Source organism: Klebsiella sp. CB_Kp196 (assembly GCF_040061575.1).
GTDB lineage: Bacteria > Pseudomonadota > Gammaproteobacteria > Enterobacterales > Enterobacteriaceae > Klebsiella > Klebsiella michiganensis.
Genome location: NZ_JBEAFH010000004.1, coordinates 1 through 22806, shown reverse-complemented (window position 1 = coordinate 22806; position 22806 = coordinate 1). Strand labels below are relative to the sequence as shown.

19 protein-coding genes are annotated in these 22806 nt (G+C 57.9%); 17 read left to right on the top strand and 2 right to left on the bottom strand.

Annotation, left to right across the window (positions count from 1 at the left end; all coding sequences use genetic code 11):
* The first annotated feature begins 9 nt into the window (after positions 1-9).
* The 14 genes from ABLU87_RS02500 (at position 10) to trpS (ending at position 14658) form a co-directional block, all read left to right on the top strand.
* Positions 10-1605 (top strand): acetaldehyde dehydrogenase (acetylating), encoded by a 1596-nt coding sequence (locus tag ABLU87_RS02500; RefSeq protein ID WP_122117595.1) that lies wholly within the window; start codon positions 10-12, stop codon positions 1603-1605.
* A gap of 26 nt (positions 1606-1631) precedes the next feature.
* Positions 1632-1889, top strand: a complete 258-nt coding sequence (locus ABLU87_RS02495) for a EutN/CcmL family microcompartment protein (protein ID WP_004098229.1) — start codon at positions 1632-1634, stop codon at positions 1887-1889.
* 15 nt (positions 1890-1904) lie between these two features.
* Positions 1905-3059 carry a 1-propanol dehydrogenase PduQ gene (locus ABLU87_RS02490; RefSeq protein WP_122117594.1) on the top strand — a complete coding sequence of 385 codons (1155 nt, stop codon included), beginning with the start codon at positions 1905-1907 and terminating at the stop codon, positions 3057-3059.
* A gap of 25 nt (positions 3060-3084) precedes the next feature.
* Complete coding sequence (cutC, locus tag ABLU87_RS02485) at positions 3085-6471, top strand: choline trimethylamine-lyase (protein WP_122117593.1); 3387 nt, start codon at positions 3085-3087, stop codon at positions 6469-6471.
* Positions 6472-6527: 56 nt separating this feature from the next.
* The gene (gene cutD, locus ABLU87_RS02480) at positions 6528-7475 is read left to right on the top strand and encodes a choline TMA-lyase-activating enzyme (RefSeq protein WP_014227748.1); all 948 of its coding nucleotides are present in this window, start codon (positions 6528-6530) and stop codon (positions 7473-7475) included.
* A gap of 12 nt (positions 7476-7487) precedes the next feature.
* Positions 7488-7910 carry a BMC domain-containing protein gene (locus ABLU87_RS02475; RefSeq protein WP_004098223.1) on the top strand — a complete coding sequence of 141 codons (423 nt, stop codon included), beginning with the start codon at positions 7488-7490 and terminating at the stop codon, positions 7908-7910.
* A complete protein-coding gene (locus tag ABLU87_RS02470; RefSeq protein ID WP_014837302.1) occupies positions 7907-8527 on the top strand; it encodes a phosphate propanoyltransferase in 621 nt (206 codons plus the stop codon). The genes ABLU87_RS02475 and ABLU87_RS02470 overlap by 4 nt, the downstream gene beginning before the upstream one ends.
* A 12-nt stretch (positions 8528-8539) precedes the next feature.
* A complete protein-coding gene (locus ABLU87_RS02465; RefSeq protein ID WP_049078876.1) occupies positions 8540-9226 on the top strand; it encodes a hypothetical protein in 687 nt (228 codons plus the stop codon).
* A gap of 19 nt (positions 9227-9245) precedes the next feature.
* On the top strand, positions 9246-9659 hold the full coding sequence (locus tag ABLU87_RS02460; RefSeq protein ID WP_014227744.1) for a multidrug efflux SMR transporter: 414 nt from the start codon (positions 9246-9248) through the stop codon (positions 9657-9659).
* A 17-nt stretch (positions 9660-9676) separates the two neighbouring features.
* The gene (locus tag ABLU87_RS02455) at positions 9677-10006 is read left to right on the top strand and encodes a multidrug efflux SMR transporter (protein WP_004108688.1); all 330 of its coding nucleotides are present in this window, start codon (positions 9677-9679) and stop codon (positions 10004-10006) included.
* 240 nt (positions 10007-10246) lie between these two features.
* Positions 10247-10342, top strand: coding sequence for a tryptophanase leader peptide (tnaC, locus tag ABLU87_RS02450; protein WP_004098218.1), 96 nt, complete (start codon positions 10247-10249; stop codon positions 10340-10342).
* A 123-nt stretch (positions 10343-10465) separates the two neighbouring features.
* Positions 10466-11854 carry a tryptophanase gene (gene tnaA, locus ABLU87_RS02445; RefSeq protein ID WP_004128455.1) on the top strand — a complete coding sequence of 463 codons (1389 nt, stop codon included), beginning with the start codon at positions 10466-10468 and terminating at the stop codon, positions 11852-11854.
* Between the two features lie 333 nt (positions 11855-12187).
* Positions 12188-13444 carry a tryptophan permease gene (gene mtr, locus ABLU87_RS02440; RefSeq protein ID WP_025108468.1) on the top strand — a complete coding sequence of 419 codons (1257 nt, stop codon included), beginning with the start codon at positions 12188-12190 and terminating at the stop codon, positions 13442-13444.
* A gap of 206 nt (positions 13445-13650) precedes the next feature.
* Positions 13651-14658 carry a tryptophan--tRNA ligase gene (gene trpS / locus ABLU87_RS02435; protein ID WP_014227742.1) on the top strand — a complete coding sequence of 336 codons (1008 nt, stop codon included), beginning with the start codon at positions 13651-13653 and terminating at the stop codon, positions 14656-14658.
* A 278-nt stretch (positions 14659-14936) separates the two neighbouring features.
* Here trpS and ABLU87_RS02430 read toward each other — a convergent pair whose 3' ends face one another.
* A complete protein-coding gene (locus ABLU87_RS02430) occupies positions 14937-16334 on the bottom strand; it encodes a diguanylate cyclase (protein WP_048262575.1) in 1398 nt (465 codons plus the stop codon).
* Between the two features lie 533 nt (positions 16335-16867).
* Between ABLU87_RS02430 and ABLU87_RS02425 the strand changes: the two genes are divergently transcribed.
* The 3 genes from ABLU87_RS02425 to ABLU87_RS02415 are packed head-to-tail and all read left to right on the top strand — an operon-like array spanning position 16868 to position 21785.
* The gene (locus ABLU87_RS02425; RefSeq protein WP_004098195.1) at positions 16868-17935 is read left to right on the top strand and encodes an HlyD family efflux transporter periplasmic adaptor subunit; all 1068 of its coding nucleotides are present in this window, start codon (positions 16868-16870) and stop codon (positions 17933-17935) included.
* Complete coding sequence (gene rbbA, locus ABLU87_RS02420) at positions 17932-20661, top strand: ribosome-associated ATPase/putative transporter RbbA (protein WP_025108467.1); 2730 nt, start codon at positions 17932-17934, stop codon at positions 20659-20661. Before ABLU87_RS02425 ends, rbbA begins: the two co-directional genes overlap by 4 nt.
* The gene (locus ABLU87_RS02415; RefSeq protein WP_032719924.1) at positions 20661-21785 is read left to right on the top strand and encodes an ABC transporter permease; all 1125 of its coding nucleotides are present in this window, start codon (positions 20661-20663) and stop codon (positions 21783-21785) included. Before rbbA ends, ABLU87_RS02415 begins: the two co-directional genes overlap by 1 nt.
* Before the next feature lie 39 nt (positions 21786-21824).
* Here the strand turns inward: ABLU87_RS02415 and ABLU87_RS02410 are convergent, their stop codons facing one another.
* Positions 21825-22142 carry a hypothetical protein gene (locus ABLU87_RS02410; RefSeq protein ID WP_014837296.1) on the bottom strand — a complete coding sequence of 106 codons (318 nt, stop codon included), beginning with the start codon at positions 22140-22142 and terminating at the stop codon, positions 21825-21827.
* Between the last annotated feature and the right edge of the window lie 664 nt (positions 22143-22806).

The following is a 22806-nucleotide window of genomic DNA, read 5'->3' as shown; positions in this document are numbered from 1 at the left end:
GATAGACTCATGATTGAACTGGATAACGATTTGCAGTCCCGGCAGAACGCCCGGGAGCTGGTGCGCAATGCCAAAAAGGCGCAGGCGATTCTGGCCACCTTTTCGCAGCAGCAAATCGACGCCATCGTGAAGAACGTGGCCCAGGAAGCGGCGCATCATGCCGAAGCGCTGGCGAAAATGGCCGCGGAAGAAACCGGTTTTGGCAACTGGCAGGACAAAGTGCTGAAGAACCGCTTCGCCTCGCTGCGCGTCTACGACGCCATCAAAGATATGAAGACCGTCGGTATCATTCATGACGATCCGCTACAAAAAGTGATGGACGTGGGCGTGCCGCTGGGGGTCATTTGTGCGCTGGTGCCGTCGACCAACCCGACCTCCACCGTCATCTACAAAACGCTGATTGCCCTGAAGGCCGGCAACGCGATTATCTTCTCCCCGCATCCCGGCGCCCGCCAGTGCAGCTGGAAAGCGATTGAAATCGTGAAGCGCGCGGCGGAAGCGGCAGGGGCACCTGCCGGTAGCGTCGACGCCATTAGCCAGCTGACCCTCGAAGCCACCTCAGAGCTGATGCACAGCAAAGACGTGTCGCTGATCCTGGCGACCGGCGGCGAAGGCATGGTGCGCGCCGCCTACGCGTCCGGCACGCCGACCATTAGCGGCGGCCCGGGTAACGGCCCGGCGTTTATCGAACGCAGCGCCGATATCCCCCACGCGGTGAAAGATATCATCACCAGTAAAACCTTCGATAACGGCGTCATCTGCGCCTCCGAGCAGTCAATTATCGTCGAACGCTGCATCTACGACGAAGTGCATCGCGAACTGGAAGCTCAGGGCGCGTACTTCATGAACGAAAGCGAAGCGGCAAAAATGGCGGCCCTGCTGCTGCGCCCCAACGGCACCATCAACCCCAAAGTGGTCGGTAAAACCGCGCTCTATCTGAGCCAGATGGCCGGCTTCTGCGTCCCGGCCAGCACCCGGGTGCTGATTGCCGAGCAGGCCACGGTATCGCATTCCAACCCCTACTCGCGGGAAAAACTGTGCCCGGTACTCGGCCTGTACGTCGAAGAGGACTGGAAAGCCGCCTGCCACCGCGTCGTGGAGCTGCTGACCAACGAAGGCCTCGGCCACACGCTGGTGATCCACACCCGCAACCAGGACGTCATCCGCCAGTTCTGCCTCGAAAAACCGGTTAACCGCATTCTGATCAACACCCCGGCGGCGCTGGGCGGCATCGGCGCGACCACCAATATCACCCCAGCCCTGACCCTCGGCTGCGGCGCGGTCGGCGGCGGCTCCAGCTCGGACAACGTCGGGCCGATGAACCTGCTCAACATCCGCAAAGTGGGCTACGGCGTGCGCTCCATCGATGAGCTGCGCGCGCCGGGCAGCCGCCCGGAACCGCAGCCGACCATCGTCAGCCCGGCGGCCGGCCCGAACCGCAGCATTTTCGACGATGAACGTTTTAACGCCCCGGCGACCGCAGCCCACCCGGCCAGCGCCGACGATCGCTTTGCGACTGCCGCCGCCGTCGGCGCGGACAGCGAGATTAATGAGCAAAACGTGGAACGCGTCATCCGCCAGGTGCTGGAACGCCTTGGTAAGTAACACATTGATATAAGGCGATAAAAACAATGATTCTCGCAAAGGTAGTCGGACATGTCGTCGCCACGCAGAAGTGCGATGAGCTACGGGGCAGCAACCTGCTGCTGATCGTCAAATTAGATGATGACCAGCAGCCGATGAAAGACCAGACCTGGGTTGCCGTTGATAGCGTCGGCGCAGGTATGCACGACATCGTGCTGGCCGAAGAGTACCTGGCGCTCAACAAAGAGCGCTACAAGGCCATGTCGGTGGTCGCCATTGTCGAGAACGTGTTTCGGGACGCTTAAGGAGTCAATAACCCAATGAGTGAATTTTTGCTGAAACCCCGGATTCGCTTTGGTCAGGATGCGCTTGCCATCCTGAACGAGCTGCCCGCCCGCAACGTGCTGCTGGTCACCGACCAGGCGATGGTTAAGTTTGGCCTCGCCGATCGCGTCACGCAGATCCTCAATGCGCGCGGCATCGCTTTCCAGGTCTGGGACGACGTGGTGGCCGACCCGGATATCGCCACCGTGGTGCGCGGTATGAAGCGGATGGATAACAGCTATCCGGATCTGGTTATCGCGCTGGGCGGCGGTTCGGTGATTGATGCAGCCAAAGCGGTTATTTTCGCCCTGGCGCAAACCCGTCCGGACGCTCACCGCGAGCCGCCCTGCTTTGTGGCGATCCCCACCACCAGCGGCACCGGCTCTGAGGTCACCGCCTTTTCTGTGGTGAAATCCAACGCCGAAAAGCTGGTGCTGGTGGACCCCTCGCTGCTGCCGGATATCGCCATTCTTGACCCGGCGCTGGTGGCCTCGGTGCCGCCGGCGATCACCGCCGATACCGGGATGGACGTGCTGTGTCACGCGCTGGAAGCCTATGTCTCCCTCGCCGCCAACGACTTTTCCGATGCGCTGGCGGAGAAAGTGGTGCAGCAGGTATTTCGCTTTCTGCCGACCTGCTGGCGCAACGGTGGCGACCTGCTGGCGCGGGAAAAGATGCACAACGCCTCCTGTATGGCGGGCATGGCCTTCACCAATGCCTCGCTGGGCATCACCCACAGCCTTGCCCACGCGCTCGGCGGCGTATTTCGCGTCCCCCACGGCCGCGCTAACGCCCTGCTGATGGCGGACGTGGTGGCCTGGAACGCCGATTATCACGGGCAGTGCGATACCGATGCCGCCCGCAAATACGCCCGATTAGCCCATCTGCTGGATCTGCCCGCGGCCACTACCCGCCAGGGCGTCGCCAGCCTGCTGGTCGCCATTCAGGCGCTAAAAGACGAGATGAGCATGCCGGCCGGCATTCGTGATACCGGCGTCATTGCCGCCGAATTTGAACAGCGGCTGGCGGAGATGGTCGGCCAGGCGCTACGCGACAGCTGTACCCCGACGAACCCACGCGCGCCGGACGCTCACGCACTGACCGAACTCTATCGCCGGGCATGGACCGGCAACGCCGTTCAGGGCCACTGATAACAAGATTTGGAGAACCTTACCTATGGCACACTACAGCTTAACGCCGCGCGTCAAAGTGTTGGCAGAACGTTTACTCTCACAAAAAAGCACCCTGTGCACCGAACATGCCACCACGCTCAACGCCCTTGATGGCGATATCGCCGGGGTTCCCGCCGCCGTCAAACCGGCGCGCCGCTTCTATGAACTGATGCGCCAGCTGCCGCTGTGCATCAGCGCCGACGAGCTGATCGTCGGCAACCAGACCCGCAAACCGCACGGGGCGATTTTCCACGACGAGAGCGCCGTCCGTCGCCCGTCCGCGTTCCAGTTCCTCAACCTGAATAGCGATCTCGACTCCCCGGATTACAAGCTGGTGGTCGAAAAAGGCGTACTGGCGATAAAACATCAGCTGGAAGAGAAAACCCGCGCGCTGGGCAGCGCCGTCAGCCGCAGCGGCATGGACGAAGTCAACGGCTGCCGCGCGGCCATCTACGCCTGCGATGCCCTGCTGGCGCTGGCGCAAAACCTGGCCAACAGCGCGGAACAGCTGGCCGCCGCGGAAACCAACGCTTACCGCCGGGCGGAACTGCTGGACAGCGCCGCCATTCTGCACCACGTTCCGGCGCATCCGGCGCGCAGCTTCAAAGAGGCGTGCCAGGCCTTTTATCTGTTCCAGCTGGCGCTCCAGCTCGATAACGGCAGCTACGCCGTCAACCCGGAAGGCGCCGACAAAGCCCTGCTGCCTTACTACCAGCACGATATCAACAACGGCGCGCTCTCCCCGCAGCAGGCGTATGAAATCGTCGAATCGCTGTGGTTCAAGCTGGCGGAGCTGTGCGAAGTGCGCGCCGCCTGCGCGATCGACGGTTATCCGATGTTCGACGCCCTGCTGCACGGCGCAAGCCTTGAAAACGCGCGCATTAACGAACTCTCCGACATGTTCCACAGCGCGCAGCACAACCTGAGCGCCCTGCATCTGCCGGTGCGTTTGTTCAAGGGCGTCCAGCACGTTTCCGCCGCCCCGTTTGCCGCCGCCGGCGAGACGCCGGCAGCAGAAGGGCTGACCCCGCGCATGCAGCGCCTGCGTAACCACTACCTGACCGTGCGCCCGAGCGTCTCTATCTACCGCGCGCTGGCCTTTACCGAAGTGGTCAAAGCCAACCCCGGCATGCCGACGATTCTGCTGCGCGCCAAAGCCTTCCGCCACGCCTGCGAAACCGCGCCGATTCTGATTCAGGACGATGAGCTGATCGTCGGTCATCCGTGCGGCAAGCCGCGCGCGGGCGCCTTCTCGCCGGATATCGCCTGGCGCTGGGTGCGCGACGAACTCGATACCATGAGCACCCGTCCGCAGGATCCGTTTGAGATCAGCGAAGCAGATAAAAAAACCATCCGCGAAGAGATCGTGCCGTTCTGGGAAGGCCGCTCGCTGGATGAAATCTGCGAAGCCCAGTACCGCGAAGCGGGGGTGTGGGCGTTCAGCGGCGAGACCTTCGTCAGCGACCTCTCCTACCACCAGATCAACGGCGGCGGCGACACCTGCCCGGGCTACGACGTGCTGCTGTTTACCAAAGGGATGAACGGCATTAAAGCCGACGCCGAGGCGCACCTTGCCAGCCTGAGTATGGAAAACCCGGAAGATATCGACCGTATTTACTACTACAAGGCGGCCATTGAAACCTGCGAAGGGGTGATTAACTACGCGCACCGCATCGCCGCCCGCGCCCGCGAACTGGCCGCGATTGAGCAGAACGCCCAGCGTCGCGCCGAGCTGCTGACCATCGCCGAGGTGAACCAGAACGTGCCGGCAAATCCGCCGAAAACCCTGCAGGAAGCGCTGCAGAGCATCTGGACCGTGGAGTCGCTGTTTGAAATTGAAGAGAACCAGACCGGACTGTCCCTGGGACGCGTAGACCAGTACTGCTACCCGATGTTTGAAGCCGATATCCGCGAAGGCCGCCTGACTCACGACACCGCGCTGGAGCTGCTGCAGGCGTTTATCATCAAATGCGCCGAGCTGATGTGGATGTCCAGCGAGCTGGGGGCGAAATATTTCGCCGGCTATCAGCCGTTTATCAACCTGACCGTCGGCGGTCAGAAGCGCTCCGGCGGCGATGCCTGTAACGACCTGACCTACCTGATCATGGACGCCGTGCGCTTCGTGAAGGTTTACCAGCCGTCGCTGGCCTGCCGTATTCACAACCAGTCGCCGCAGAAGTATATGGAAAAAATCGTCGACGTCGTCAAAGCAGGGATGGGCTTCCCGGCCTGCCATTTCGACGACTCCCATATCAAGATGATGCTGCGTAAAGGCTTCGATTTCGAAGACGCCCGCGACTACTGCCTGATGGGCTGCGTCGAGCCGCAGAAATCCGGCCGCATCTATCAGTGGACCTCCACCGGCTACACCCAGTGGCCCATCGCCATTGAGTTCGTTTTAAACCGCGGTCGGATGGTGCTGTTTGACAGCTATCAGGGGCTGGATACCGGCGACCTGCGCGACCTGCACACCTTCGAGGATTTCGACGCGGCGGTGAAAAAACAGATCGCCCATATCGTACGCCTGTCGGCGATCGGGACGGTCATCAGCCAGCGCGTGCACCGCGACGTGGCGCCGAAGCCGCTGATGTCGCTGCTGGTGGAAGGCTGCATGGAAAAAGGCAAAGACGTTGCCGCTGGCGGCGCGATGATCAACCACGGCCCGGGGCTGATCTTCTCCGGTCTGGCGACCTACGTCGACTCCATGGCGGCGATTCGTAAGCTGGTGTTTGAAGAGAAGAAATACACCCTCGAGCAGGTACGCGACGCGCTGCTGGCGAACTTTGAAGGCTTTGAAGGCCTGCGCCGCGACTGCCTCAACGCGCCGAAATACGGCAACGACGATAACTACGTCGATCAGTATGCGCTGGATATCACCGAGTGGACCGAGCGCGAGTGCCGTAAGTACAAGATGCTCTACTCCACCCTGAGCCACGGCACCCTGTCCATCTCCAACAATACGCCGATCGGCGAGCTGACCAACGCCACGCCGAACGGTCGCCTGGCGTGGATGCCGCTCTCCGACGGTATCAGCCCGACTCAGGGCGCGGATAAGCAGGGTCCGACGGCGATCATCAAGTCGGTGAGCAAGATGAACGTCGAAACCATGAACATCGGCATGGTGCACAACTTCAAGTTCCTCAAAGGGCTGCTGGATACCCCGGAAGGTCGTCACGGCCTGATTACCCTGCTGCGCACCGCGTCGATTCTCGGCAACGGCCAGATGCAGTTCAGCTATGTCGATAACGAAGTGCTGAAAAAAGCCCAGCAGGAGCCGGAAAAATACCGCGACCTGATCGTCCGCGTCGCGGGCTACAGCGCCTACTTCGTTGAGCTGTGCAAAGAAGTTCAGGACGAGATTATCAGCCGTACGGTCATCGAGAAGTTCTGATAAAGACACGGACGTTTTTGGACATGGATGTCCCGATCGTTTTTCTGGAGGTATGTGTGAGCGCAAAACAAGAATTAACCGGGCGAATATTCAATATTCAGAAATATTCGATCTATGACGGCGATGGGATCCGCACGCTGGTTTTTTTCAAAGGCTGCAATATTCGCTGCCCGTGGTGCGCTAACCCGGAAGGGCTGAATAGCCAGTTTCAGGTGATGTTCTCACAGGATAAATGCATTAACTGCGGCGACTGCGTCAACGTCTGCCCGGCGGGAATTCATTATCGGGCGGAAGAAAACGGCGAAATGAAGCATTTCGTCAACCGCAATAAAGACTGTATCGGCTGCCGCAAGTGCGAAGAGATCTGCACCCAGAACGCGCTGGATATTATGGGCAAAGATGTCACCGTCAGCGAACTGATGGAGATCATCATGCAGGACTACGACTTTTATATCTCCTCCGGCGGCGGCGTCACCATCGGCGGCGGGGAAATGAGCCTGCAGACCGATTTTGCCGTCGCGCTCTTTAGCGAATGCAAAAAGATGATGCTCAATACCGCCGTGGAAACGCAGGGCACCACGCCGCTGGCCAATTATCAAAAGCTGGCGCCGGTGACCGACACCTTCTTATTCGATATTAAGCAAATTAACAGCGAGCACCATAAAGCATTATTTGGCATCGGTAACGAAGGCATTCGCCGCAACCTGGAGTGGCTGGTGGATTCCGGCGCTAACGTCATTATCCGCATGCCGCTGGTTCGCGGCTATAACGACTCGTTCGATGCCATTACCGGGGCCATTGATTACGTACAAAAGCTGGCGAAGCGCGGAAATATCCGCCGCATCGATATGCTGCCGTACCACCAGCTGGGGCGCAAAAAATATGAGCGCCTCGATATGCCTTACCCCATTACCCGAGACCCAACTTATTCCGCCGAGGAGTTAGACCGGCTGGAAACGTTCTTCACGCAGTTTGATTTTGATATTCGCTTAGTCCGCCATTAACAGGAGCCGACAATGAAAAGTTTAGGCGTAATTGAAACGCGAGGGTTAGTTGCCGCCGTTCAGGCCGTGGATGCCGCCTGCAAAAGCGCAGGCGTGTCCTGCATTGGCTACCGCAAAGTCGGTTCGGGGCTGGTGAGCGTCTGCTTTGAAGGGGAGATCAGCGCGATTCACACCGCTATCGAACGCGGCGTGGCCGTCGCCGCGCTCATCGACCCGCAGGTCAAATCCCTGACGATCGCCCGTCCGGAGCGCAGCGTCGTGGACGCCCTCAGCACCCTGAAAGGCCGTCCGCCGCGCGCGGAAGCTGCCGCGCCGCTTGAGGCTGAAGCCGTCGCGCCCGCCGCTGTAGAAACAAGGGAACCCACTGAACCCGCCGCCGCGCCTGCGCCGACGGAAGATAAAAACGCGGCGATGAGGAAAGGGAAGAAGGCATGATCGACACCCTGCTCCATGAAAAAATCGCCGCCCGCCTGAGCCACGTTGCTCCGGCTATTCCGGTCGGCATCTCTAACCGCCACGTCCATCTGGCGCAGCAGGACGTCGAAGCGCTGTTTGGCAAGGGCTACGTCCTGACGCCCTTTAAGCCGCTGCGCCAGCCGGGGCAGTTCGCGGCCCAGGAGTGCGTCACCGTGGTCGGTCCGAAGGGCTCGCTCACCCAGGTGCGCGTCCTCGGCCCAACCCGCCCGGTATCGCAGCTGGAAATCTCCCGCGCCGACTGCTTTACCCTCGGCATCAAAGCGCCGGTTCGCGAATCCGGCCAGCTGGAGAACGCGGGCAGCGCGCTGCTGATCGGCCCGGCAGGCCACGTTGAACTGCGATCGCAGGTGATCTGCGCCTGGCGGCATATCCATATGTCGCCGCAGGATGCCCGCCAGCTGAACGTCGCCAACGGCCAGAAGGTTAGCGTCCGCAGCGACGGCGAACGCCAGCTGACCTTTGATGAAGTGGTGGTGCGGGTACGCGAAGACTTCGCGCTGGAGTTTCATATTGATACCGAAGAGGCCAACGCCGCCGGCTTGAAAAACGGCGCGCAGGTCACGCTCATCGGCTAACGGAGGCTCGCCATGACCGACCAACAGATGGAAGACCTGGTTGAACGCATTATCCAGCGTCTGCGGCCGCCGGTACTGGTGATGGTGACCGCCGCGGCGGGCTACCGGCACGCTATTCGCCAGCGGCTGGCCGGCTGCGGCGAGAGCCTGCACCTGGCGCTGGATAGCGGGATTGACGACGGCGAGCAGTGGCGGGCTATCGGTAAAACGCTGCCAGCGGCCGACTGGCAACAGGAGCTGCCTTCGGTCTCGTATAAGGCGCTGCTGCTGCCGTTTCTCGACTACCCGCTGGCGGCGGATCTGGTGAAGGGTTCCCTGCACGGTCCGGTTGCCCGCCGCGTGCACGATGCCCTGCTGAGCGGCCTGCCGGTGCTGGCGCTGCGCTATCACTGCGATCCCGCCAGCGAGCTTAACCAGCTGCGCGGGGCGCAGCCTGATAGCGCTTACGCCGGACATATGCAGGCCACGCTGGCCCGCCTGGCCGAATGCGGCATCGCGCTGTGCACCATGAACGAATTGCTGGAGAAGCTGGCGTCGGGTCGCGAAGCGGCGGCGCCGTCGGCGAGCGGCCCGCGGCGTTATCTCACTGTCACAGACGTGGTGAATAATCCGGCGCTGGCCTGTGCTCCTGAAGCGCAGTTGACCGATGCCGCTATCGATTTTTTAAAAAACAGAAAAAAAGAACCTTACCTTAAATAGTAAACCCGGAGTTTAACTTATGTCTTCAAAAACAAAGTGTTGGCTATGGATGCTGCTGGTTATCGTTTCCGAAACCTCAGCCACCTCCACCCTCAAAATGTTCGGCAGCAGTGAAGGGATGAGCAAAATGCTGCTGCTCGGGCTGCTGGTGCTGCTGTACTGCACCTGCTACTACTCGCTGTCCCGCGCGGTGAAGGATATTCCCGTCGGTCTGGCCTACGCCACCTGGTCCGGTACCGGCATCCTCGTGGTGTCGACCCTGGGAATGGCGTTTTACGGTCAGCACCCGGACACCGCCGCCATTATCGGTATGGCGGTTATCGCCAGCGGGATCGTGATCATGAACCTGTTTTCCAAAATGGGTAGCGAAGAGAGCGAGGAAGCGCCCGCGCAGCCGGCCGCTGCATCTCTGGACAAAAAAGTCGCCAACTAACAGAAAAGGAACCGCTTATGTTTAACCTCGGATTTTTATGGCTGGCGCTGTCTATCGGCTCCGAAATCACCGGCACATCGATGATCAAAAAGACCAACGGCTTCAGCAAGCTGGCGCCGTCGGTGCTGGTGGTCTGCGCCTACGGCCTGTGCTACTTCGCCCTCACCCGCGCGATGAGCACCATTCCGGTCGGCGTCGCCTACTCGCTGTGGTGCGGCTTTGGTATCGTCGGCGTCACTATTTGCTCAATGATCCTCTATAAGCAAAAACCGGATATCCCGGCTATTCTCGCCATGGTGCTGATCATCTCCGGCGGCATCATTATGAACGTCTTCTCCAGCATGTAAGTCCCGCCTGCGCCTTCATTGATTGCGGTGAAGGCGCTAATAACCTCACTCAATAAGCCGTTATTGGCGTAATAAAAAAACAAAAACCATCGCCTGCTAATCAATAACGCTAAAAAGACGACGAGCGTCAAATTTTTATACTCCGCTTATCGATAAATTATTTTTTGTGATTTTAATCGTGGTTATTTTCTCATTTTACCTTATTTTTATGGCATCCCTTCACCCACAGAGGACGATGTCATGACGCAAAAATCGATTTATCGCCTCATTGCCCAGGGCGGCCTGGACGACTGGTATAATTTAGATCACCGCATCTCCAACGACTTCCCTCGTTAATTCTCCGCTGCTGTTTACTCCCTAAAAAAATTAATTCAGCACTGCGTTTAGTCGCTATTTGTTGCGCTTTTTATTTGTCGCCAAATAGCCAAACGCGGCACAGCATCCCCATGGAGAAAATAAATGAAACGTATCCCTGAGCCGTTCCGTATTAAAATGGTCGAAAACATTCGCATGACTACCTTTGACGATCGCGTCAAAGCGCTGGAAGAGGCGGGCTATAACCCGTTTTTGCTCAATAGCCAGGACGTGTATATCGACCTGCTGACCGACTCCGGAACCGGCGCGATGAGCGACCATCAGTGGGCCGGGCTGATGATGGGCGACGAAGCCTACGCCGGGTCGCGTAACTATCAGCATCTGTGCGAAAAGGTCAAAGAGATTATCGGCTATCCGTATACCATTCCCACCCATCAGGGGCGCGGCGCGGAGCAGATTCTGTTCCCGAGCCTGATTGCTCGCCGCAAGTCGGCGCATCCGGTGTTTATTTCCAACTTCCACTTCGATACCACCGCCGCGCACGTGGAGCTCAACGGCGCAAAAGCCATTAACGTGGTGACGCCGAAAGCCTTCGATACCACCTCGTGGTACGACTGGAAAGGCAACTTTGATATTGATTTGCTGAAAGCGACCATCGCCGAACACGGCGCGGAAAACGTGGCGGCGATTATTACCACCGTCACCTGTAACAGCTCCGGCGGCCAGCCGGTATCGCTGGCGAATATGCGCGAGGTGTATCAGATTGCCCGCCAGAATAATATTCCGGTGGTGATCGACTCCGCCCGCTTCTGCGAAAACGCCTGGTTTATTAAACAGCGCGAAGAGGGCTACGCCGATAAATCGGTGAAAGAGATTATTCTTGAGATGTACCAGTACGGCGATATGCTGACCATGTCCGCCAAGAAAGACCCGATGGTGAATATCGGCGGCCTGTGCTGCTTCCGCGATGACGAAGATCTGTTCAACGAAGTGCGCATCCGCTGCGTGCCGATGGAGGGCTTTGTCACCTACGGCGGCCTGGCGGGGCGCGATATGGAGGCGTTGGCTATCGGCCTGGAAGAAGGGACCAACGAGGATTACCTCGCTTATCGCATCAATCAGGTGGAATACCTCGGCGAACGCCTGCGCGAAGGCGGCATTCCGATTCAGTATCCGACCGGCGGCCATGCGGTGTTCGTCGATGCTAAGCTGCTGCTGCCGCATATCCCACCGGAGCAGTTCCCGGCGCACGCGCTAAACAATGAGCTGTATCTGGAAGCGGGAATCCGCAGCGTGGAAATCGGCTCCCTGCTGCTGGGCCGCGACCCGCAAACCGGCAAACAGAAGGCGTCGCCGATGGAGCTGCTGCGCCTGACCATTCCGCGCCGGGTTTATACCAACGATCATATGGACTATATCGCTGATGCGCTGATCGCCGTTAAGGCGCGCGCCGCCACGATTAAGGGCCTGACCTTCACCTATGAACCGCCGGTACTGCGCCACTTCGTCGCCAGACTGAAACCGGTGAAATAAACCGCATCACGGCGCTCTCGCAATGAGAGCGCCATTAATTTAATTCCATCTCTTTAAGCTCAATCATTCGGGTTGCGCCGGGTAGCCGTTTTCCCGCAGCCGTTATCTGTACCCTAAATAATTCGAGTTGCAGAAAGGCGGCAAGAGAGTGACAAATTCGTCGGGAACGAATTTGACCAGCCGAAGGCTGGCCTCCGGTGAGAGGCAGGAGCCTCTCATTAACCCCCAGGAGCTTACTGAGGTAAGTGACTGGGGTGAGTGAACGCAGCCAACACATCTGCAGCTTGAAGTATGACGGGTATAATAATTATAGCCACGTGAGGAATGCACCTTATGGCTACACTATCAGTCTCAAAAGCGGTCTCAACAAATACGCCATCGCTGATTGGCGGAGCGATGATTATCGGCGGCACGATTATTGGCGCAGGCATGTTTTCTTTACCGGTGGTGATGTCCGGCGCCTGGTTTTTCTGGTCGCTGCTGGCGCTCATTTTTACCTGGTTTTGCATGCTGCATTCCGGGTTAATGATCCTCGAAGCCAATCTCAATTATCATATTGGCGCCAGCTTCGACACGATTACGAAGGATTTACTGGGAAACGGCTGGAATATTATTAACGGCCTGACCGTCGCCTTTGTTTTATATATCCTGACCTACGCCTATATTTCCGCCAGCGGTTCAGTTATTCAGCATACTTTTGCGCAGATGAACCTCGCGGTTCCCGCACGCCTGGGCGGGCTGGCGTTCGCGCTGGTGGTCGCCTTTATCGTCTGGCTAAGTACGAAAGCGGTAAGCCGGATGACGACTATCGTGCTGGGCGCCAAAATCCTCACCTTCTTTATGACCTTCGGCGGCCTGATGTGGCACGTGGAGCCCGCAATTCTGTTTAACCGCGCGGAGGTCAATGCGTCCTATCTGCCCTACGTCCTGATGACGCTGCCGTTCTGCCTGGCCTCCTTTGGCTATCACGGCAACGTCCCCAGCCTGATGAAGTACTACGGTAAAGATCCGCTTATCATTCGCCGCTGCCTGCTGCTCGGCACGCTGATGGCGCTGGTGCTGTATATCATCTGGCTGGTCGGCACAATGGGCAATATTCCGCGCCCGGCGTTTATCGCTATCGCCGAAAAAGGCGGCAACATCGACGTGCTGGTGCAGACCTTAAGCGGCCTGCTGAACAGTTCGACCCTGGACTTACTGCTGACGGTCTTTTCCAACTTCGCCGTCGCCAGCTCGTTCCTGGGCGTGACTCTTGGCCTGTTTGATTATCTGGCGGATCTGTTTAAGTTTGACGATAGTCGGCTGGGGCGGTTTAAAACCGCGCTGGTGACCTTTCTGCCGCCGATCGCCGGCGGGCTGCTGTGGCCTAACGGTTTTATCTACGCCATTGGTTTCGCCGGTCTCGCCGCCACCGTCTGGGCCGCTATCGTCCCCGCCCTGCTGGCGCGCGCCTCGCGCAGGCGTTTCGGCAGCCCGAACTATCGGGTCTGGGGTGGCAATGCCATGATTGTCCTGATTTTGTGCTTCGGCGGCGCCAACGCAATAATTCATATTTTATCCAGCTTTAACCTGCTGCCGGTTTATCGCTGAATAAAAAAGGGCTTTTACTGCCGCGGCTTTTCGTGGCAGGATAAAAAGATGAACAGAAACGTTGTCATCTCTCACCTCCGCCGTTGGTGGCTGTCTGCATAACAGGCGGCAAGATTTGACGTTTCCTCTATTCAAAGCCGCCGGAAGGCGGCTTTGTTGTTTCTGAGTGTCGCCCTTCGGCCTGATAGCATCCTAAGGAGTCACTTATGAACACCAGCCAAACGATCCTGACCGGCGACCGTCCTACCGGCCAGTTGCACCTCGGCCACTACGTCGGTTCCCTGCGCCAGCGCGTGCTGCTCCAGCACGACCACCAGCAGTTTATCCTCGTTGCGGACCTGCAGGGCCTGACCGACAACGGCAGCAACCCGCAAAAAATCAGCAGCAATATCCTTGAGGTGATGGCCGATTATCTCGCCGTCGGCATCGATCCGCAGAAGACCACCATTTGCCTGCAATCCGCCCTGCCGGCGCTGGCCGAACTCAGCGCGCTGTATATGAATATCGTCACCGTCGCCCGGGTTGAACGCAATCCGACGGTGAAAAATGAAATCGCCCAGAAGGGATTTTCCCGCTCGCTGCCGGTGGGATTTTTAGCCTATCCCATAAGCCAGGCCGCAGATATCACCGCCTTTAAGGCCGAACTGGTGCCGGTTGGCGACGATCAGCTACCGATGATTGAACAGACCAATGAGATCGTGCACAAAATGAATAGCCTGACGACGACGCCGATCTTACGGCACTGCAAAGCGCTGCTCAGCGACGTCAGCCGCCTGCCGGGCATTGATGGCAACGCCAAAATGTCGAAATCGCTGGGGAACACGCTCACCCTTTCGGCCAGCGAAGAGGAGATCCACCGTGCGGTCAGCGCCATGTATACCGACCCGAATCACCTGCGGGTCGCCGACCCGGGTCAGACAGAAGGCAACGTGGTATTCACTTATCTCGACGCCTTTCATGCTGATAAGACCTTCGTTGCCGAGATGAAAGCCCACTATCGGCGCGGAGGGCTGGGAGACAGGCAGTGCAAAAACGCGCTGGAGACCTGCTTACAGGAGCTGCTGGCGCCGATACGCGAACGCCGGGCGACCTATATTCAGGATAAAGGCATGCTGCTGGCGCTGCTGCGCCGGGGAAGCGAGCGGGCGCACGAACTGACGCAACGGACGCTGCATGAAGTAAAACGCGGCCTGGGGCTGCCGGTGCTGTTTTGAGGCGCGGCGATCTCTCCGCACTGAAATCCGCTGCCACATCTCTCCCGGGGGCGGCGCCTGAGGCGCCTTGCCCGGGCTACAGGTTCACAGCCGTCTGCGGTCAGGTAGCCGGGACAGGCTCAGCGCGCCGCCTCCGGGATGGCGCCCGACCGGAAGATATTCTGCGGTTTATTCCCCGGTGGCGGCTGTCGCCTTGCCGGGGCTACGGGTTTACTGCCGTCTGCGATCAGGTAGCCCGGACAGGCGCAGCGCGCCGCCTCCGGGAAGGACCCGGCAGCTTAGTTGCCGTCGCCTTCATGCAGCTTCACGCAGTTGCGCCCATCGCGCTTGGCGACGTACAGCGCGCTGTCGGCATCGCGCAGCAGCAGATTGTAATCCGGATGACCGGTGTGGACGGCGTAGCCGATGCTGGCGGTAATCGAAATCTCATTGTCAGCGCCAACGCTAAACGCCAGCTGGCTGATTTTTTTACGCAGCCGTTCAAGGATCGTAAAGGCTTCCGCGGCGCCGGTCTCCACCAGCACCAGCAGAAACTCCTCGCCGCCGTAACGGAAGATATAATCGCTGGATCGAATATTATCGCTGAGCAGCTCCGCAACGTGCTTAATCGCCCGGTCGCCGACCATGTGCCCCCAGCTATCATTGATCTCTTTAAAGTGGTCGATGTCGATAATCGCCACCGTCATCGGCAGTTCATATTCCATCGCCAGCGTCACTTCATGCTTGAGGACAACCGGCAGATAGCGGCGGTTAAGCAGGCTGGTCAGCGTATCCTTACCGCTTTGCATCTGCGACAGGCTGCTAAACAGCACCCCCATCTGGCTGCCGATCTGCTGGCAATGGATATGGATCCCCTGCAGCAAAGCCTGCGTGTTTTTATACTCAGAACCCTCAGTCGAGGATTTCCAGGCGGATAACAGCGCATCCACCTTGCTAATTAAGTCGGCGATTTCCTGCATTTGCGGATTTTTGTTAAAATAACGCACGCATTTATGGCGGAACCACAGGCCAAATTCAGAATCAGATAATAACGCTCCGTTAATATCGCTTTTATTATCGCTAACGATATTAAAAATAGCGGTATTTTCCCATCCGGAGAGCGAGGCCTGCTGTTTGCCATATTCCAGCGGCACGTTATCCATCAGGCTATACAGGCGGTACGCTTCTTCATTTTTCGTTGCCCGATAGTGCGACAGGGTATAGGCGTGGCACATCATTTCTACCGCCATGTTAATGGCCATGATGGCGTAGTAGATGGCGGCAACGCTGGTCTCGCGATCGAGCTGGCTATCGCGGATATTTTCAATCAGCCCGGCTTTCAGCTGGCGCGCGCCGCGCAGTACCGCCTCTGCCGGGATACCGATGCGTGAATGGATGCTGCCGATCAGGTACTGCCGCTCCGCCAGCGCCTGCAGATTTTCCTTATCGCACATCAGGATATCTTTCACCCACCCGGCCAGCGAGCTGCTGAGCCGCTCCTGAACTAAGTCATAGCTAAGGTGCCGCGCAATGTCCGGGTCCTGGAAAATAAAATCATAAAAACGGGTCGCTAACGCCTCCGCCTGCTGCCCGGCAATATTTTTAAGTACCGCCCTCACTTCCGGCGTCAGGCTGTCGTACAGCGGCAACCACTCCTTAAAAATAATCGAGATATATTTTTGGCTTTCATCTTTCATTGAATAAAGCGCTCGCCCGGCGTGAGTGTATTTTCAGGGCCGCCGATCATACAACAGTTCTCTTGGGGCAACCAGATTAAAAATGCGCCAGTCGCCAGGGAATAATATCCTCTGGTTATTAGCGCTAAGGAATAGCTTATATGTACGATGATTTAGTGAAGAACGATTAAGATTATCTGCGCCGGTATCCGGAGCATTAACCCCAATAGGCATTATGGGTAATATTGTTCCATCGCGCTCCTCGCTGTTTTTATGTTAACCCGACAACAAGACCCTGCTTTGTATATGGACATACTCATTGCGGGTGTTAGTATGACATTGACGGTAGCAATAAATATGCGTGTTTCATTTAAGGCGAGGATTGCTGATGATGACCACATTGATCGCACCTCTTTCTGACCGGTTAGCAGCGCTGCAGGCTCCCTGCGCCGGTCGGCCTTATCCCCGATTTCTCCCTTCCCTGAAGAGACGAAACTCCGCCATGCGGAGGAGAAGCGCGCACCACTCAGCCTATGGAACAAAGCGAGTCGCGTATGGACAAAATCAAACGGCGTTGGGTTGGATACGTTATTGGTTTAGCGGTGGTGATTGCCGCAGCGGCATGGTGGATGCTTCGCCCGCCGGGAATTCCTGAGGGCTTTGCCAGCAGTAACGGCAGGATTGAAGCCACAGAAGTCGATATCGCCACCAAAACCGCCGGGCGTATCGACACCATCCTGGTCAAAGAGGGGCAGTTTGTTCGCCAGGGCGACGTGTTGGCCCGTATGGACACCCGGGTACTCAACGAACAACGGCTGGAGGCCGCCGCGCAAATCAAGGAAGCAGAGAGCGCGATTGCCGCCGCGAAAGCCCTGCTCGACCAGCGTCAAAGTGAAATGCGCGCTACGGAAGCGGTGGTGAAGCAGCGGCAGGCGGAGCTGAACTCCTCGGCTAAACGTCACGTCCGCTCCAGCACGCTCTCGCAGCGCGGCGCGGTCTCCGCGCAGCAGCTGGATGACGACCAGGCGGCGGCAGAAAGCGCCAGGGCGGCGCTGGAATCCGCCAAAGCGCAGGTCTCTGCCGCCAGGGCCGCGATTGAGGCGGCGCGCACCAGCATCATTCAGGCGCAAACCCGGGTCGAGGCCGCCCAGGCGACCGAACGGCGGATTATCGCCGATATCGACGATAGCGAGCTGAAAGCCCCGCGCGATGGCCGCATTCAGTACCGCGTCGCCGAACCGGGAGAGGTGCTGGCGGCGGGCGGCCGGGTGCTGAATATGGTCGATTTATCCGATGTCTATATGACCTTCTTCCTGCCTACCGAGCAGGCGGGTCTGCTGGCGCTGGGCAGCGAAGCGCGAATTATCCTCGATGCCGCGCCGAATCTGGTGATCCCCGCCAATATCAGTTTTGTCGCCAGCGTGGCGCAGTTTACGCCTAAAACGGTGGAAACCAGCGATGAACGGCTAAAGCTGATGTTCCGCGTAAAAGCCCGTATTCCGCCAGAGCTGCTGGCGGAGCATCTGGAGTATGTGAAGACCGGCCTGCCCGGGATGGCCTGGGTTCGTCTGGATAACCAGCAGGCGTGGCCTGAAGCGCTGACGGTGAGGTTGCCGCAATGAAAACCGTCGCCCGCCTGGAAAACGTCAGCCAGCACTTTGGCGCAACCGTCGCGCTGAAGGACATTACGCTGAGCATTCCCGCTCGCCGTATGGTGGGCCTGATCGGGCCCGACGGCGTGGGCAAGTCCAGCCTGCTATCGCTGATCTCCGGCGCGCGCGTGATTGAGCACGGCAACATTATGGTGCTCGGCGGCGATATGAGCGAGGTACGTCATCGCCAGGACGTCTGCCCGAAAATCGCCTGGATGCCCCAGGGGCTGGGGAAGAACCTCTACCATACCCTGTCGGTCTATGAAAACGTCGATTTCTTCGCCCGTCTGTTCGGCCATGATAAAGCCGAACGCGACATCCGCATCAATGAGCTGCTCCAGAGTACCGGCCTGGCGCCGTTTCGCGACCGCCCGGCAGGAAAACTCTCCGGGGGGATGAAGCAAAAGCTCGGCCTGTGCTGCGCGCTCATTCACGACCCGCAGCTGCTGATCCTCGATGAACCCACCACCGGCGTCGATCCTCTCTCGCGGGCGCAGTTTTGGGATCTGATCGACAGCATCCGCCAGCGTCAGCCGGAGATGAGCGTCCTGGTCGCCACCGCTTACATGGAGGAGGCGGAGCGCTTTGACTGGCTGGTGGCCATGAACGCGGGGGAAGTTCTGGCGACCGGCAGCGCCGATGAGCTTAAAGCGCACACGGCGAGTCAGACGCTGGAACAGGCGTTTATCGCCCTGCTTCCCGAAGCCCAGCGCCTGGCGCATAAAGAGGTGATCATCCCGCCGCGCAATGCCGATGAAAGCGAAATTGCGATTGAAGCGCGTGGGCTAACGATGCGCTTCGGTCAATTTGTCGCCGTTGACCACGTCAACTTTCGCATTGCCCGCGGCGAGATTTTCGGCTTCCTCGGCTCCAACGGCTGCGGCAAATCAACAACCATGAAAATGCTGACCGGGCTGCTACCGGCCAGCGAAGGCGAGGCGTGGCTGTTTGGCCAGCCGGTCGACCCCAGGGATATCGAAACTCGCCGCCGCGTTGGCTATATGTCGCAGGCCTTCTCCCTCTATAGCGAACTGACCGTACGGCAAAACCTCGAGCTGCATGCCCGCCTGTTCCACATCCCTGATGCGGAGATCCCGGGGCGGATCGCCGAAATGAGCCAGCGCTTTATGCTGGAAGAGGTTGAAGACACCCTGCCCGCTTCGCTGCCGCTAGGTATCCGCCAGCGCCTCTCGCTGGCGGTCGCGGTGATCCACCGCCCGGAAATGTTAATCCTTGATGAACCCACCTCCGGCGTCGATCCGGTAGCCCGGGACATGTTCTGGCAGCTGATGGTCGATCTTGCGCGTCAGGACCGGGTGACCATTTTTATCTCCACCCACTTTATGAATGAAGCGGAACGCTGCGATCGCATTTCGCTGATGCATGCCGGAAAAGTGCTGGCCAGCGATACGCCGCAGGCGCTGGTGGAGCAGCGCGGATCGGCCAGCCTTGAAGAGGCGTTTATCGCCTGGCTACAGGAAGCGGCGGATGCCGCACAGCCGCCTGATGCGCAGGCTGCACCGGTTCCCGCGATGGAACATAAAGCCGAAAGCGTGGCGCCGCGTCAGGCGTTCAGCCTGCAGCGCCTGTTTAGCTACAGCCGCCGCGAAGCGCTTGAGCTGCGCCGCGATCCGGTGCGATCGACTCTGGCACTGCTCGGCACCGTGATCCTGATGTTTATTATGGGCTATGGGATCAGTATGGACGTCGAAGATCTGCGGTTTGCGGTGCTCGACCGCGACCAGACCGTCAGCAGCCAGGGCTGGTCGCAAAATATCGCCGGCTCACGCTACTTCATCGAACAGCCGCCGCTGCAAAGCTATAGCGAACTGGACAGAAGAATGCGCAACGGCGAGCTGGCGGTAGCGATTGAAATTCCGCCTAATTTTGGCCGCGATATCGCCCGGGGAACGCCGGTGCAGATTGGCGTGTGGGTGGACGGCGCGATGCCGAACCGCGCGGAGACGGTGCGCGGCTATGTGCAGGCCATGCATCTGGCCTGGCTGCAGGAGATGGCCGGCCGCCAGGCCAGCCCCAATCGCGATACCTCACTGATTTCCATCGAGACCCGCTATCGCTATAACCCGGATGTGAAGAGCCTGCCGGCGATTGTACCGGCGGTGATTCCGCTGCTGTTGATGATGATCCCGGCGATGCTCAGCGCGCTCAGCGTGGTCCGCGAGAAAGAGCTTGGTTCAATCATCAATCTGTACGTGACGCCAACCACCCGCAGCGAATTTCTGCTGGGTAAACAGGTGCCGTATATCGTGCTGGGGATGTTCAACTTCTTCCTGCTCTGCGCGCTGTCGGTCTTTGTTTTTGGCGTACCGCACAAAGGGAGTTTTCTGACGCTCACCCTCGCCGCGCTGCTCTACGTCACTATCGCCACCGGACTTGGCCTGCTGATTTCAACCTTTATGAAAAGCCAGATTGCGGCGATTTTCGGCACCGCGATCATTACGCTTATCCCGGCGACGCAGTTTTCCGGGATGATCGACCCCGTCGCCTCGCTGGAAGGACCCGGGCGCTGGATTGGCCAGATTTATCCAACCAGCCACTTTCTGACCATCGCGCGAGGAACGTTTTCCAAAGCGCTGAATCTGACCGACCTGTGGGGATCCTTTATTCCGCTGCTTATCGCGGTTCCGCTGGTGCTGGGCCTGAGCGTGTGGCTGTTGAAAAAACAGGAGGGATAATGCGCGGACTACGCAATATTTATAATTTGGGAATGAAAGAGCTACGCAGCCTGCTGGGCGATAAAGCGATGCTGACGTTGATTGTCTTTGCTTTTACCGTCTCGGTTTACTCCTCCGCGACCGTTATGCCGGGTTCGCTGCATCTGGCGCCCATCGCTATTGCCGACATGGATAAGTCGCAGCTTTCATCGCGTATTATCAATGGTTTTTACCGGCCCTGGTTTTTGCCGCCGGAGCTGATTACCGCTGATGAGATGGACGCCGGACTGGATGCGGGGCGCTATACTTTCGCCATCAATATTCCGCCGGATTTCCAGCGCGATGTTCTGGCCGGACGCCAGCCCGAGCTACAGGTTAACGTCGACGCGACGCGAATGAGCCAGGCGTTTACCGGCAATAGCTATATCCAGAATATCGTCACCGGCGAGGTGAACAGCTTTGTCGCCCGCTACCGGGACAACGGTACGCTGCCGGTTGAGCTGGCCGTCAGGATGCGTTTTAACCCGAACCTGGAGCAGGAGCGTTTCGGCGCCGTCATGGCAATTATCAACAATATCACCATGCTGGCGATCGTGCTGACCGGCTCGGCGCTGATACGCGAGCGGGAACATGGTACCGTGGAGCACCTGCTGGTTATGCCGGTCACGCCGTTTGAAATCATGATGGCGAAGATATGGTCAATGGGGCTGGTGGTGCTGGTGGTTTCCGGACTCTCCCTGATCCTGATGGTTCAGGGCGTGCTGCAGGTACCGATAGAAGGCTCGATACCGCTCTTTATGCTTGGAGTGGCCCTGAGCCTGTTTGCCACTACCTCAATCGGCATTTTTATGGGGACGGTGGCGCGTTCCATGCCGCAGCTGGGGCTGCTGATGATTCTGGTGCTTTTGCCGCTGCAGATGCTTTCCGGCGGCTCCACGCCCCGGGAAAGTATGCCGCAGGCTGTACAGGATATTATGCTCACCATGCCGACGACCCACTTTGTCAGCCTGGCGCAGGCCATTCTTTATCGAGGCGCTGATTTCTCTATCGTCTGGCCGCAGTTTCTGACGCTGCTGGCTATCGGTGGCGTGTTTTTTACTATCGCCCTACTGCGTTTTCGTAAGACGATCGGGGAAATGGCCTGAAGCAATACCGATGTCGCTCTGCCGGTCGCGGCATCGGCGCTATTTATGACGATTCATAAAGCGCCGCAGAGCCCAGGTGAATCCCATCGCCATGCTGAACAGGATAAACAGCAGCAGCACCCAGCTGACGGAAATTCTCAGCAGCGCACTTAGCGTCATAAGCGGCTGAAGATACACGGTAAACGAGTGGTCGGTGGGTTTACCCAGAAGAACCATTAATCCATCCGTTAACCAGACAAGCGCCCGGCAAACCAGCCAGATGATCGCCGGCCAGCAGAGCAGGACCAGAAAGGTAAAACGCTCCCGGATATAATGTATCAGTTGGCGCAAAGGAGGCCAGTTAATCAGAAGTTTCATTTATATTCTCATATTGCCAGCCGGTAACATGCACTATTCGTCAAAAGACGTTACCGGGTTAGCTTCCATACAGGCAATGCACCCTATGTTTTTAGCAAATTTGAATTAACTTAAACCAGATCGAGTTAACAAAGTGTTAAGGACACTAAGTCATTTCGCAGAAAAAGTCCAGCTGTTATGCCTGTGTGCTTGGCAGGGGAGAGGGTTTCGTATCTATTTGTTAACCTGATGACTTTAGAATAACTTAAGCGTTATGCGGGTAATATTCTTAATATAATTCCTATTAAATATTCAGAAACGCGTTTATCTCTATTTTTATTTTCATATAACGTTCATGCTAATTATTTTATTCACAAAATAAATTCTTTGTAGATGAGTTTTCGATAAATAATTGAGTTTAAATAGATCTATGCTATTCGCCGTCACGGCTTTCAGTGGTTTTGCCGGCAACCTCTCCGCACGATTCATCGTTCTCGTTGTGACGCCAGGTAAAGTTCAAAAAACCTTTTATTTCAAAGCGATATATACTTATTTCGCTTAAGTGCTGCGGATGCCCTATCGTGACAAAGGTCTGGTAAAGGATCCCTGCCGGGCTTTAATACGGATTTCTCAGACGACAAAAACGCAAAAAGCCCATCCGTCAGGATGGGCTCTTCACTTGTTT